General features: G+C 40.7%; 11 protein-coding genes and 1 tRNA gene. 6 read left to right on the top strand and 6 right to left on the bottom strand.

Annotated elements, in window-relative coordinates:
• Nucleotides 1-20: 20 nt before the first annotated feature.
• The gene (gene hslU / locus L4F93_RS02305) at nt 21-1,352 is read left to right on the top strand and encodes an HslU--HslV peptidase ATPase subunit (protein WP_250350937.1); all 1,332 of its coding nucleotides are present in this window, start codon (nt 21-23) and stop codon (nt 1,350-1,352) included.
• A gap of 75 nt (nt 1,353-1,427) precedes the next feature.
• Here hslU and ligA read toward each other — a convergent pair whose 3' ends face one another.
• Together ligA and zipA are read right to left on the bottom strand one after the other, a co-directional pair.
• Nucleotides 1,428-3,452 carry an NAD-dependent DNA ligase LigA gene (gene ligA, locus L4F93_RS02300; protein WP_250350936.1) on the bottom strand — a complete coding sequence of 675 codons (2,025 nt, stop codon included), beginning with the start codon at nt 3,450-3,452 and terminating at the stop codon, nt 1,428-1,430.
• Between the two features lie 118 nt (nt 3,453-3,570).
• The gene (gene zipA / locus L4F93_RS02295; protein ID WP_250350935.1) at nt 3,571-4,563 is read right to left on the bottom strand and encodes a cell division protein ZipA; all 993 of its coding nucleotides are present in this window, start codon (nt 4,561-4,563) and stop codon (nt 3,571-3,573) included.
• Nucleotides 4,564-4,712: 149 nt separating this feature from the next.
• On the opposite strand from zipA, the gene cysZ reads away from it, so the two are divergent.
• Together cysZ and cysK are read left to right on the top strand one after the other, a co-directional pair.
• Complete coding sequence (gene cysZ / locus L4F93_RS02290; RefSeq protein WP_250350934.1) at nt 4,713-5,561, top strand: sulfate transporter CysZ; 849 nt, start codon at nt 4,713-4,715, stop codon at nt 5,559-5,561.
• A 118-nt stretch (nt 5,562-5,679) separates the two neighbouring features.
• Complete coding sequence (gene cysK, locus L4F93_RS02285) at nt 5,680-6,630, top strand: cysteine synthase A (protein WP_250350933.1); 951 nt, start codon at nt 5,680-5,682, stop codon at nt 6,628-6,630.
• 281 nt (nt 6,631-6,911) lie between these two features.
• Here cysK and L4F93_RS02280 read toward each other — a convergent pair whose 3' ends face one another.
• The 4 genes from L4F93_RS02280 to L4F93_RS02265 form a co-directional block, all read right to left on the bottom strand.
• Nucleotides 6,912-7,202, bottom strand: a complete 291-nt coding sequence (locus L4F93_RS02280) for a type II toxin-antitoxin system RelE family toxin (protein WP_250350932.1) — start codon at nt 7,200-7,202, stop codon at nt 6,912-6,914.
• On the bottom strand, nt 7,192-7,452 hold the full coding sequence (locus tag L4F93_RS02275) for a type II toxin-antitoxin system Phd/YefM family antitoxin (RefSeq protein WP_250350931.1): 261 nt from the start codon (nt 7,450-7,452) through the stop codon (nt 7,192-7,194). The genes L4F93_RS02280 and L4F93_RS02275 overlap by 11 nt, the downstream gene beginning before the upstream one ends.
• 131 nt (nt 7,453-7,583) lie before the next feature.
• A complete protein-coding gene (locus L4F93_RS02270; RefSeq protein WP_250350930.1) occupies nt 7,584-7,874 on the bottom strand; it encodes an Arm DNA-binding domain-containing protein in 291 nt (96 codons plus the stop codon).
• 228 nt (nt 7,875-8,102) lie between these two features.
• A tRNA-Ser gene (locus L4F93_RS02265) sits at nt 8,103-8,192 on the bottom strand.
• Nucleotides 8,193-8,422: 230 nt separating this feature from the next.
• On the opposite strand from L4F93_RS02265, the gene mfd reads away from it, so the two are divergent.
• The 3 genes from mfd to mltF all read left to right on the top strand — a co-directional run bounded on the left by mfd (nt 8,423) and on the right by mltF (nt 14,028).
• The gene (mfd, locus tag L4F93_RS02260; RefSeq protein ID WP_250351604.1) at nt 8,423-11,857 is read left to right on the top strand and encodes a transcription-repair coupling factor; all 3,435 of its coding nucleotides are present in this window, start codon (nt 8,423-8,425) and stop codon (nt 11,855-11,857) included.
• Between the two features lie 86 nt (nt 11,858-11,943).
• A complete protein-coding gene (lpcA, locus tag L4F93_RS02255) occupies nt 11,944-12,528 on the top strand; it encodes a D-sedoheptulose 7-phosphate isomerase (RefSeq protein ID WP_250350929.1) in 585 nt (194 codons plus the stop codon).
• 111 nt (nt 12,529-12,639) lie between these two features.
• Nucleotides 12,640-14,028, top strand: coding sequence for a membrane-bound lytic murein transglycosylase MltF (gene mltF, locus L4F93_RS02250; RefSeq protein WP_250350928.1), 1,389 nt, complete (start codon nt 12,640-12,642; stop codon nt 14,026-14,028).
• Nucleotides 14,029-14,109: the final 81 nt, after the last annotated feature.

The raw sequence follows: 14,109 nt of genomic DNA, 5'->3' as shown, positions 1-14,109 counted from the left end.
TTATCAAAAAGGATTAAATTATGTCTGAAATGACCCCTCGTGAAATTGTTTCTGAATTAGATCAACATATTATCGGACAAGCTGATGCCAAAAGAGCCGTGGCAATCGCATTGCGTAATCGCTGGCGTAGAATGCAATTACAAGAGCCATTACGCCACGAAGTAACACCAAAAAATATTTTAATGATCGGGCCTACTGGGGTGGGTAAAACGGAAATTGCCCGCCGTTTAGCAAAATTAGCCAATGCGCCTTTCATTAAAGTGGAGGCCACCAAATTTACCGAAGTGGGCTATGTCGGGAAAGAAGTGGATTCGATCATTCGTGATCTAACCGACAGTGCGATGAAATTAGTTCGTCAGACAGAAATTGAAAAAAATCGTTTCCGTGCAGAAGAAGCGGCAGAAGATCGCATTTTAGATGCACTCTTACCACCGGCAAAAAACCAATGGGGTGAAGTGGAAAATCACGATACCAATAGCAGTACTCGTCAAGTATTCCGCAAAAAATTACGTGAAGGACAGCTTGATGATCGTGAAATTGATATTGATGTTGCTGCCCCTTCAATGGGCGTTGAAATTATGGCGCCACCGGGAATGGAAGAAATGACAAGCCAGTTGCAATCAATGTTCCAAAATCTTTCCAGTGGCAAAACCAAAACTCGCAAAATGAAAATTAAGGACGCATTCAAAGCCCTTGTTGATGATGAAGCGGCGAAATTAATTAACCCTGAAGATCTCAAACAAAAAGCAATTGAAGCGGTAGAACAAAACGGTATTGTCTTTATTGATGAAATCGACAAAATCTGTAAAAAAGGCGAATACAGCGGTGCAGATGTTTCCCGTGAAGGCGTACAGCGTGATTTATTGCCATTAGTTGAAGGCTCAACGGTTAGCACCAAACACGGAATGGTAAAAACCGATCATATTTTATTTATTGCCTCTGGCGCATTCCAAGTGGCGCGCCCTTCTGATCTCATCCCTGAATTACAAGGTCGCTTGCCAATTCGCGTAGAACTCTCAGCACTAAGTGCAGAGGATTTTGAGCGAATTCTTACTGAACCAAACGCCTCTCTAACAGAGCAATATAAAGCGTTAATGGCAACAGAAGGCGTAAACATCACCTTTACCCAAGATGCAATTAAGAAAATTGCTGAAGCAGCTTTCCGTGTAAACGAGAAAACGGAAAACATCGGTGCACGTCGCTTACATACGGTGATGGAACGCTTAATGGATAAAATCTCGTTTAATGCCAGCGATATGAATGGTGAGCAAGTAGTCATTGATGGCGCTTATGTTGCAGAGGCCTTAGGCGAAGTGGTAGAAAATGAAGATTTAAGTCGTTTTATTCTATAACTGATTGATTTAAAATAAAAAAGAGCGGTGGTAAATGTGATGATTTTTTACCGCTCTTTATTATTTTCGGCATAATTAAATTGAATTCGCCATAGCGAGAAATTCCTCTTCGGTTAAAATCTTGACGCCTAATTCAAGGGCTTTGTTGAGTTTTGAACCTGCGTTATCGCCTGCGATCAAATAATCCGTTTTGGCAGAGACACTGCCTGTTACTTTACTGCCGAGTTGTTGCAATAAGGCTTTGGCATCATTGCGTGCCATTTGGGTGAGTGTGCCAGTGAGTACCACGGTTTTACCTTTCAGTGGATTTTCGCCCACTTCTTGCACTTGCACATCGTCCCAGTGTATGCCTTGGTTGATAAGATCATTCACCACATCTACATTATGCTGTTCACGCCAGAAGACAAAAATACGGTTTGCCACAACTTCGCCAACATCTGGAACTTCTTGGAGTTGTGCGATCTCTGCCTGTTTAATGGCATCCAGATTTTTGAAATGATTAGCGAGATTTTGCGCGGTCGCTTCTCCAACATCTCGAATGCCTAAGGCAAAAATAAAGCGTGCAAGCGTGGTATTTTTGGCTTTTTCTAAGCTATTTAACGCATTTTCTGCCGATTTTGCCCCCATACGTTCTAAACGCATTAAGGTTACTTCATCTAATTTAAACAGATCCGCTGGGGTGTGAATAAGCTCACGATCTACCAGTTGTTCAATCAGTTTTGCGCCCACACCATCAATATCCATTGCTTTACGAGAAACGAAGTGTTTGAGTGCTTCTTTACGTTGTGCCTCGCAGAATAAGCCACCGGTGCAACGTGCTACGGCTTCGCCATCAATACGCACGATCACAGAACCACATACAGGACAATGGCTTGGAAAAATAATGGGTTTGGCATCGGCTGGACGGCGATCTGCCACTACGCCAATAATTTGTGGGATCACATCACCAGCGCGACGGATAATGACTGTGTCGCCAATAGCGATATTCAAACGTTCGATTTCATCGCCATTATGTAATGTGGCATTGCTGACGGTAACCCCGCCAACAAAGACCGGTTCAAGTTTTGCCACAGGTGTGATTGCCCCCGTTCTGCCAACTTGAAATTCCACATCATTTAGCACGGTGAGTTCTTCTTGCGCGGGGAATTTATAAGCAATTGCCCAACGTGGTGCTTTGGAAATAAAGCCAAGCTGTTCCTGCAATGCAATATCGTTAATTTTTAGCACCGTACCATCAATGTCGTAGCCTAAATGAGGGCGTTTTTCTGCCATAGTGCGGTAGAATTTCAGCACATTTTCGACACCATTACAGCGTTCAATTTCTTTATTAATAGGAATACCGATAGATTTTAGCCATTGTAGGCGATCAAAATGGGTATTAGGTAGCGATACGCCTTCGGCAACGCCAATACCATAAGCATTCAGCATTAATGGGCGTTGGCGAGTGATTTTTGGATCAAGCTGACGCAATGAGCCTGCTGCCGCATTGCGAGGATTGGCAAAGGTTTTTTCCCCTTTGGCTAACGCCATTTCATTGAGTTTTTCAAAACCTGCTTGTGGCATAAACACTTCACCGCGAACTTCCAAACGTACGGGAGGGTTGTCAGTTAAAAGTTGCAAAGGAATATTGCGAATGGTACGAATATTCGCTGTGATGTCCTCCCCAGTCGTTCCATCGCCACGGGTGGCGGCTTGGGTGAGGATACCATTTTCATACAAAATACTTACCGCTAAACCATCTAATTTGGGTTCACAACAGAAGGTTAATGGATCGGGCAACACGCCTAAACGATCTTGAATACGTTTTACAAAGGCAGTAAATTCCTCATCAGAAAATGCGTTATCTAAGGATAGCATTGGAATTTCGTGGGTTACCTGAGCAAAGCCCGAAAGCGGTTTTGCCCCCACGCGTTGGGTGGGCGAATGACTATCCAAAAATTCAGGATGTGCCTGTTCTAAGGCTTTTAACTGGTGAAATAAACGATCATATTCTGCATCAGGAATTTGTGGGTCGTCCAAGACGTGATACTGATATTCGTGATATCTCAAGGTTTGGCGTAATTGTTCAATTTGTTGGACAAGAGGATTTTGTTCTGTCATTATCAATTCCTTCTAAAAAATCACCGCACTGCTGTTTTACTATAAGGCAAATAATTAAGGCGGACACTTCGGCCCGCCATTTGCGATAAAAGAAAGTGCGGTGCTTTTTTCAGTCTTTTTAAGCACTCACTTTGGCGAAATACGTTTTTTCCGCATTATCATCAAAAATTTCTTGTTTATCGGTAAGTACAAAACCACCCAGTTCTTCGGCAATGGTTTTGGCGGCACGGATCATCATTCGTAAATTGACTAAATCATTACCGTGCGACGGTAGTTGCATAAATAACGCAATGCCGACTGTGTAGAAATCTGCCATATTGTTTGGATCAAACGTACCGGGCTGTTGAATATTTGCTGCACTGAATAGCACTGGGCTTGCAACGCTGAGATCCAAATGACGGTGGTAAATTTGTTGATGTCCAAAAAGAAAACCAAGGTCATCAAGCACTTTGGCTAACTCCGCCCCATTAAAATCACGATTTTCTGGTGAGACGACATAGAGCATTAGAAAATCTGCTGCTTGCGTTGTCTGTTTTTCTTCCACTTGTGGTGTTGGCGTGTTTTCTGCGACTTCCTCAAATTCGATGGTTGGACGTTCACGTTCAATTTGAAGGTGAGTTTCAGACGCGCTAGCTAGCACCTCAGATAATTTGTGTTCGGCGTGAATTCCTTCATCAGTATTGAGCGTTGCTTCAATTTCCGAGATGGTTGCCGTTGCCAAATGTTGGGGTGTTTGATAGTTCACAACTGGCTCAACACTGGCTTGAATGGGTTCTGGCTCATTTGGCAAGCTAATTTTAATTTGATTAATTGCCTGCTCTACATTTTGAGATTCTTCTCGTTGCGGTGTTGAAAAGTTATATTGTTCAGCCTCAAAATCTAAATGCTGTTGGGCTGGCTGAAGGTTTTCAGGCACAGATTGTGAAGCATTTTCATTCTGAATGTGCTGATTAATATTTTCTTGTGGCTGGCGAACGCGATAATCTTTGCTAAATGTATTGCCATTTTCAAAAATTTGCGATTTTTCACGGCGATTAGACCATATCCCGTGAGCCACTAAAACGATTAAGGCAATTACCCCTAAAATAATCAAAATAGTATTCAAATCCATTACTTGCATTCTCCCAACATTAAATTAAAGGGCGGAATAAATTTGCCGATAGCTTACCATATTTTGCAAATTCGGTGATATGTAAAAATTGATTTTTTTTACCGCACTTTGTATGCTACATCGCATTTTATTTGATTAGGAAACAAAAAATGTTACAAGCAAAGGAACTTAGCGAAGGTTTTCATTATTTCGTGATGGGCTGGCATTTGATTACACAAAAAGGCTTAAGACGTTTTGTTATTATGCCGGTTTTGCTCAATATCTTATTACTTTCAGGCTTGTTTTGGCTATTTATCAGTAATATTGGTGGATTAATTGATGAATTGATGAGTTATGTGCCTGATTGGTTAGCGTGGCTTAGTGGGATTTTGTTAGCATTATCCATTTTTATGATTTTAACCCTGTTTTATTTTGCATTTACTATGCTTTCAGGCTTTATTGCCGCCCCGTTTAATGGTTTATTAGCGGAAAAAGTGGAGCAAAGGCTCACGGGGGAAAATCTGATTGAAATGAGTACAATCGATTTCCTCAAAGATATTCCTCGAATGTTAGGGCGTGAATGGCAAAAATTATGGTATAGCCTACCAAAAATAATTGCCTTGTTTTTATTAAGTTTTATCCCTGTATTAGGGCAATCCGTGGTGCCTGTGCTAACCTTTTTATTTACCGCGTGGATGATGGCGATTCAGTATTGTGATTATCCTTTTGATAACCATAAAATTCCTTTTCGCATTATGCGTAATGAATTAGGCGAAACGCGTACGCTCAGCTTAACCTTTGGTAGCTTAGTAACTTTTTGTACTTTTGTACCAGTCATTAATTTAGTGATTATTCCCGTCGCAGTATGCGGTGCAACAGCAATGTGGGTGGAAAAATATCGAGATAATGCCTTATTTGCATTTAAACCACATAAGCAGTCAGCGCAAAATCACCGCACCAAAATTGTTAATCATCAACAAGAGCAATTAAAACATCAGCCAAATCGTTTTATTAATTAGTTGAAATGAGTGCGTAAATAGCCGTTGGTTATAAAATATAGCCAACGGCTATTTTTTATTGCAGAAAAACTATGCTAAAACTAACCGCACTTTCAATTAAATCAAATAGGTGAACACAATGACGATTTACAGTGATAATTCTTATTCAATCGGCAATACGCCATTAGTCCGTTTAAAACATTTTGGTAATAATGGAAATCTGGTCGTAAAAATTGAAGGGCGAAATCCAAGTTTTAGTGTGAAATGCCGTATTGGGGCGAATATGATTTGGCAAGCGGAAAAAGATGGCATTCTCACCAAAGAGAAAGAAATTGTTGATGCCACTAGCGGTAATACAGGCATCGCACTCGCTTATGTGGCAGCAGCGCGAGGTTATAAACTGACTCTCACTATGCCTGAAACAATGAGTTCTGAACGTAAACGTTTATTAAGAGGTTTAGGTGTCAATCTAGTGTTAACAGAAGGCGCAAAAGGAATGAAAGGGGCAATTGCTGCCGCAGAAGAAATTGTGGTCAGTGATCCTAACCGTTATGTGATGCTTAAACAATTTGAAAATCCAGCGAATCCTGATATTCATCGTCAAACTACGGGCGTAGAAATTTGGAATGATACAGAAGGCAAGGTAGATGTTGTGGTAGCTGGCGTGGGAACTGGCGGGACAATCACAGGGATCTCACGTGCGATCAAACTAGATAAAGGGAAACAAATTCTTTCTGTTGCCGTTGAACCCGAAGAAAGTCCAGTCATTACGCAAACCTTAAATGGCGAAGAAGTGAAACCTGGTCCACATAAAATCCAAGGTATTGGTGCCGGGTTTATCCCGAAAAACCTTGATCTTTCTTTAATTGATCGCGTAGAGCAGGTAAACAGTGAAACCGCTATTGCCACAGCTCGCCGTTTAATGGCGGAAGAAGGGATTTTAGCGGGGATTTCATCAGGTGCGGCGGTCGCAGCAGCCGATCGTCTGGCAAAATTGCCTGAATTTGCCGATAAACTGATCGTTGCGATCCTTCCTTCCGCCGCAGAGCGTTATTTAAGTACCGCATTGTTTGAAGGGATTGAGGGATAATCATCATTTTACAATGAATAGACTAAGGGATTTATTTTACGGAATAAATCCTTTTTTAATGACAAAAAAGAGAATTTTGAAAGATAGAATGGCGGTGAGAGGGTATTTCAATTCTTTTGCCTAACTTACTGTATTTTCTATGGTTTTCTATTTTCTTTATCTGCTTCAGGGATCTAAACCCCCTTGCTTGAGTATAAAGTAGGAATAGAAAAGGCGGCAAGGCTAGGGATTTTTACAAGCGATTTCCCCATTTTGTTCCGTTCAGCTAGCACAAAATCCCGTTACTGGGTTTTTCTTAATAGGGCTTTTTTATAGGCTTCTAGTCGATTTCTTTTGCCAACTGAAAGCACGATCACCGTAATTTTATTGTCATTTACATCATAAACAAGCCGATAGCCTGCTGATCGCAATTTGATTTTATAGAGTGTTTGATAACCGTGCAATTTATCACTTGGAACGTGAGGGTTTTCTAACCGTTCAATAAGTTTTGCTTTGAATTGCTGGCGTAAGGTGTCGCCTAATTTTTGCCATTCCTTTAATGCCCGTTTATCGAAAAGCAGTTTATAGGTCATCTAGGCTAACCTCTACAGGGTCAAGAGTGGCAAGACGTTTTGTGGCAATTTCGCCTAATTCTTTATCTTCTAGCATTTCTTGGATAGCAGCAAACAGTGCGGGATTGATACAGTAAAAAACGGGTTCATTACGGTTTAGAATAGCGATTGCACCTTCTTCTACTGTACCTTCTGATACGATCCCCATTGGATTTTTTTTCAAGTCGCTAATGCTTGCGGTGTGGCGGGTTAAGATTTGATGAATTGCCATTATGTTATTCCTTATTATGTTTAATTCGGTCAAATATTAGCACTATTAAAAATCTTATAAAAGATTTTTAAGTCTTGATGTAGTAAAAAAGGCGGTGATAAAACCGCCCAAAGTTTACAGCCTAACGAAAGCTAATCTAGCATATTGATGTTCTCAATTAATGCTAAGGCGTTATAGTTTTTAATAATAAAATCAGCTAAGTAAGAAATCGTCATATTTAACGCTTCTTCAAGGGAAATAATATCAGCCCGCCCAAGGTTCTTTTTTCTAATCGCCTTAGTATCGGGTAAGCGGTAAATATAACGATAAGACTTGCTACCCTTAGGGGTCATCACTAAAAAGAGTTTATGCCCTAATGAATAGCGTTCTTCTTTGCCTGTGGCTTTCAGTTTATTGATAAAAGTCTGGTTAATTTTAGTCATAGTGTTAGCTCTTGATTTAGTTAAAAAATTTCAAGAAATGATCCCTAAAATCTAAAAAATCCATTTTTGTAAGTGAGAGCTAACAAAAAAGGGATCATTTGGGATCATTTCGCCAAGAACAAAAACACGCAAAAAGAACAGAAAAAAACAGAACGAACTACAAAAAGCCTTGTTTTTTAATAAGTTAGTGAACAATACGAACAAAAAGAACTGAAAAAATATCAGCGATGGCGGTGAGAGGGGGATTCGAACCCCCGATGCACTTTCGCACATACACGCTTTCCAGGCGTGCTCCTTCAACCACTCGGACATCTCACCATTGGGAATAGAGGCAGAATATAAAGATTTCATCGGCTTTCGTCAAGCGTTTTTCTGTCTTCATCACCTAACTGATTAAAATAGGGACAGTCAATGCGAGTGGTCATTTTTGGCATTTTTATACTGTGTAAAAAAACAGTGTTCTTCTTTGCAAATGCGTGGATTTCCGTTAGACTAACCGTATTTTTAATCTTAAAAAAGACGGAAAAAACACCGCACTTAGTATGATGATGTATTTTGATTTGAATATCCCAACAAAAGCGAATGATCACAAAATTTTAGCTAATGTCATTGCAGGTAGTGATGTTTTAGCAATTGCTGAAATTGCCCAACAACATCAAGGACTAACGGTTGTTGTTACGCCAGACACACGAAGTGCGGTACGTTTATCTAAAATTTTGGCAGAAATTATCTCTGAGCCGATTACCTTTTTTCCTGATTGGGAAACCTTGCCTTATGACAGTTTTTCGCCACATCAAGATATTATTTCTTCCCGACTCAGTGCGTTATTCCATTTGCAAAATGCAAAAAATGGTATTTTTATTTTGCCAATCAGTACCTTAATGCAAAAAATTTGCCCGCCAGCGTATTTGCAACATAATGTTTTACTGGTTAAAAAAGGTGATCGTATTGTCATTAACGATTTCCGTTTGCAGTTAGAAAATGCAGGATATCGTGCTGTGGAACAAGTGTTGGAACACGGTGAATACGCATTGCGTGGTGCGTTACTCGATCTCTTTCCTATGGGAAGTGCGGTGCCTTTTCGCTTAGATTTTTTTGATGAGGAAATTGAGAGCATTCGCACCTTTGATGTAGATAGCCAGCGAACATTAGAAGAAATTCCTTCTATTCGTTTATTGCCAGCACAAGAATTTCCTACGGATCATAAAGGCATTGAGTTTTTCCGTACAAAATTTCGTGATACTTTTGGTGAAATTCGCCGTGATCCAGAGCATATTTATCAGCAAGTGAGCAAAGGCACGTTGGCGGCAGGGATTGAATATTGGCAACCTCTGTTTTTTGAGCAAATGGCAACCTTATTTGATTACTTGCCTGAACAGACTTTATTTGTTGATTTTGCTAGCAATCAGCAACAAGGCGAGCGTTTTTATCAAGATTGTGAGCAACGTTATGAAAGTCGCCGTGTTGATCCTATGCGTCCTTTATTACCGCCAGATCAGCTTTGGTTGCCGATTGACCAAATTAATCATCAGATCAAACACTTTCCTAAAATCACCTTGAAAGCGGAGAAAGTGGCGCGCGCTTCTGTACGTCAGCAAAACTTACCCGTGCAAGGCTTACCGGATTTAAGCTTAAAGCTACAACAAAAAGAACCTCTCCAAAATTTGCGTGAGTTTATGACGCAATTTAATGGGAATATTGTGTTTTGTGTTGAAACAGAAGGGCGACGAGAAACCCTGCTTGATTTGCTTAGTTCGTTGAAGTTAAGACCAAAGCAAATTACTCATCTTTCCGATTTACAAGCGAAGCAAAATTTACTGATTTGTAGCCAAGATCGAGGCTTTATTATTGATAAAGGCAACGATTCCATTGCATTGATTACGGAAACGGAATTACTTGGTGAACGTGTGCAACAGCGTAGCCGAGATCGACAAAAATCGGTTAATCCAGATACCTTAATCCGCCATTTGGCTGAACTGAAAATTGGTCAGCCTGTGGTGCATTTAGATCACGGCGTAGGGCGTTATGCAGGCTTGGTGACACTAGAAAATGCAGGGATAAAATCGGAATTCTTACTGTTGCAATATGCTAATGATTCTAAACTTTATGTGCCTGTTACTTCACTCCACTTAATTAGCCGTTATGTAGGTGGTTCAGAAGAAACCGCACCATTACATAAATTAGGCAGTGATGCTTGGGCGAAAAGCCGTCAGAAAGCGGCTGAGAAAATTCGTGATGTGGCGGCAGAATTATTAGATGTGTATGCTCGACGGGAAGCACAAAAAGGCTTTGCATTTCATTATGATCACGATGAATTTAGACAGTTTTCAGCTACTTTCCCTTTTGAGGAAACCCTAGACCAAATGACCGCAATCAATGCGGTGATTTTTGATATGTGCCAGCCGAAAGCAATGGATCGTTTGGTGTGTGGTGATGTTGGGTTCGGTAAAACAGAAGTGGCAATGCGTGCCGCATTTTTAGCGGTAATGAATCATAAGCAGGTTGCCGTACTTGTGCCGACCACTCTCCTTGCGCAACAACATTATGAAAATTTCAAAGATCGCTTTGCTAATTTACCTGTGAATGTGGAAGTGCTTTCCCGCTTTAAAACAGCAAAAGAGCAAAAAACGCTGCTTACAGCTTTAGCAGAGGGGAAAATTGATATTTTGATTGGCACACATAAACTTATTCAGCCAGAAGTTAAATTTAACGATCTAGGCTTGCTGATTATTGATGAGGAACACCGTTTCGGCGTGCGTCAAAAAGAAAAAATTAAGCAATTGCGAGCCAATGTGGATATTCTCACCCTTACGGCAACGCCGATTCCACGCACGCTAAATATGGCAATGAATGGTATTCGCGATCTCTCTATTATCTCCACGCCACCAGCACGCCGTTTGACGATTAAAACCTTTGTACGGCAAGCTGATGATTTAATTATCCGCGAAGCCATTTTGCGTGAAATTCTACGTGGTGGGCAGGTTTATTATTTGCATAATGATGTGGCAAGTATTGAAAATTGTGCTGAAAATTTAACCGCACTTGTGCCTGAAGCGCGCATTGTTATTGGACACGGACAAATGCGTGAACGCGAGTTAGAGCGTGTGATGTCAGATTTTTATCATCAGCGCTACAACGTACTGGTTTGCTCGACCATTATTGAAACAGGGATTGATGTGCCTACTGCGAACACTATCATCATCGAGCGTGCGGATCGTTTTGGTTTAGCCCAATTACACCAACTGCGTGGGCGAGTGGGGCGTTCTCATCATCAAGCTTATGCCTATTTATTGACGCCTCATCCGAAAGCGATGACAAAAGATGCGGTAAAACGCCTTGAGGCATTAGAAAATCTCGATAACCTTGGCGCAGGTTTTATGTTGGCAACGCAAGATTTAGAAATTCGTGGAGCTGGGGAATTACTTGGTGATGAACAAAGCGGACAAATTGAAAGCATTGGTTTCTCTTTGTATATGGATCTGCTAGAAAGTGCCGTGAATGCGCAGAAAGAGGGACGTGAGCCTTCCCTTGATGAACTCACTCAGCGTCAAGTTGAAATGGATTTACGCATTCCCGCCTTGTTACCTGATGATTATTTAGGCGATGTGAATATGCGTCTTGGTTTTTATAAACGCATTGCTGGTGCTGAAAACGCCCAAGAGCTTGATGAATTAAAAGTGGAATTAATCGATCGCTTTGGCTTATTGCCGACACCTGCAAAAAATTTATTACAGATTGCCCAGTTGCGTTTGCAAGCTAAGCCATTACAGATTATTCGTATGGAAGCCACGGCGCAAGGTGGCTTTATTGAGTTTTCTCCTAAAGCCAGCCTTGATCCGACAAAATTCTTGCAACTTATTCAGCAATCGCCGGCGGTATATCGCTTTGACGGCCCAACGAAATTTAGATTTCAGCGTGATTTAACAGAGAATAAAGTGCGGTTGGATTTTGTAACGGAATTACTCCAAACATTAAACGCATAGCAACGGAAATATAATGAATTAATGGCAAAATCGTGATAGATTAACGCCATTTTAATTTTGAGGTGTGTTTGCAAAAGGAGAATAAAATGTACTTAGATCAAATTAAAGCCGAGCTTAACGAAGCACAAGATGTGCTTAATAAATTCGTCAATGATGAAAAAAATATTGAATTAATTCAACAAGCTGCGTTGTTAATTGCAGAGAGTTTTAAACAAGGTGGAAAAGTGCTTTCGTGCGGAAATGGTGGATCGCACTGCGATGCAATGCATTTTGCTGAAGAACTCACGGGGCGTTATCGTGAAAACCGCCCCGGCTACCCGGCTATTGCGATTTCTGATGTCAGCCATTTAAGTTGCGTGAGTAATGATTTTGGCTATGATTATGTGTTCTCTCGTTATATTGAGGCAGTGGGACAAAAAGGGGATGTACTCTTTGGTTTATCCACTTCAGGTAATTCTAAGAACATTTTGAATGCGATTAAAGCTGCAAAAGAGAAAGGAATGAAAGTGATTGCCATGACAGGTAAAGACGGGGGGCAAATGGCGGGGCTTGCCGATGTCGAAATTCGCGTGCCACATTTCCGTTATGCCGATCGCATTCAAGAAATTCATATCAAAGTGATCCATATTTTAATGATGTTGATTGAATTTGAAATGGCGAAAGCAGCATAATTTCGTTTTCATTTATTTGATAAGTGCGGTACAAAATTAAATGATTTTTTACCGCACTTTTAACTTTAACCAAGCACAGACAATGTGTTGTGATGATAGAGTAGAGCAAGATTGAAAGGTTTATTTTTACGTATAGTGAGTGCCGTTGCCTTATTATTGTGGGCCATTGATATGGTGTTCCCGTGGCAACGCATAATGCAATCGGAAGATAATCCTTATGCAATGGTGCAAACCAAAGGTAAATTGATTGTTGGCACACTGAATAATCCCATTTCTTATTTTATTGGTTCAGAGGGCGCAACGGGGTTTGAATATGAACTCACAAAAGCCTTTGCAGATTATTTGGATGTGGAATTGGATATTCGCCCAATGGAGAGTGTTCAAGCACTGTTTTCTGCCTTATCCGCGCATCAAATTGATTTAGCGGCAGCGAATTTGCTTTATCAACCCGAAAAGTTAGAACAATTTCAGCTTGGTCCTGCGTATTCTTCTGCCTCGTGGCAACTGGTTTACCGTAAAGGAGAAAATCGCCCTACTTCGTTAGAAAAATTAAATGGACGCTTAGTGGTGGCGAAAGGCTCTGAACTCAATCTGTTACTTAATCGTTTTAAAGAACAATATCCTGATTTGCAATGGACAACAGTGGATCAAAGCCAAGAGGAATTATTACTGCAAGTCGCAGAAGGTAAACTGGATTACACCATTGCCAATTCAATAGATATTTCTATTACGCAACAAATTAAGCCACAGCTGGCGGTTGCCTTTGATGTTACTGATGAAGCGACCATTCATTGGTATTTGGCGAATAATACCTATAATGAACTGCAAGCAGCCTTGCTCGATTTTATGAATAATGCTATTGAAACAGGGCTTATTGCACGCATTGAGGAAAAATATTTTAACCATTTAGCCCAATTTGACTATGTGGATACCCGTTCTTATTTAAATGCAATTGAAACGATTTTACCGAAATATGCGGATCTTTTTGATAAGTATAAAGGGGAGTTAGATTGGCGTTTATTGGCTGCGATTGCCTATCAAGAATCCCATTGGAATCCAGAAGCCACCTCGCCAACAGGCGTACGCGGAATGATGATGCTGACTAAGGTAACAGCGGAACGAATGAAAATCAACAATCGTTTAGATGCGGAACAAAGCATTAAAGCGGGATCGGAATATTTGCATTTATTACTGGCGCAAATGCCAAATACCATCCGCCAAGAAGATCGCATTTGGTTTGCTTTGTGTGCCTATAATATGGGGCTTGGGCATTTGCTTGATGTACGCCGCTTAACAAAGAGCCTTGGTGGCGATCCCGATAACTGGCTTGATGTGAAGAAAAATCTGCCTTTATTGGCGGAAAAACGTTATTACACTAATTTAAAATATGGCTATGCACGAGGTTATGAGGCTTATCAATATGTTGAAAATATTCGTCGCTATATGAACAGCATTGTGAATTATCACCGCATACAGCAAAACCAAGAAGCACCACACTAAGGTTTACCCTAACATAGAAAATCATTTAGAGGATTTTCCTTAGGCTGTGAATAGAGATAGAAAAGAGAAGGATATTATGGC

This window comes from Avibacterium sp. 20-132 (assembly GCF_023611925.1).
Classification (GTDB): domain Bacteria; phylum Pseudomonadota; class Gammaproteobacteria; order Enterobacterales; family Pasteurellaceae; genus Avibacterium.
This window is presented reverse-complemented; position numbering and strand designations above follow the sequence as displayed.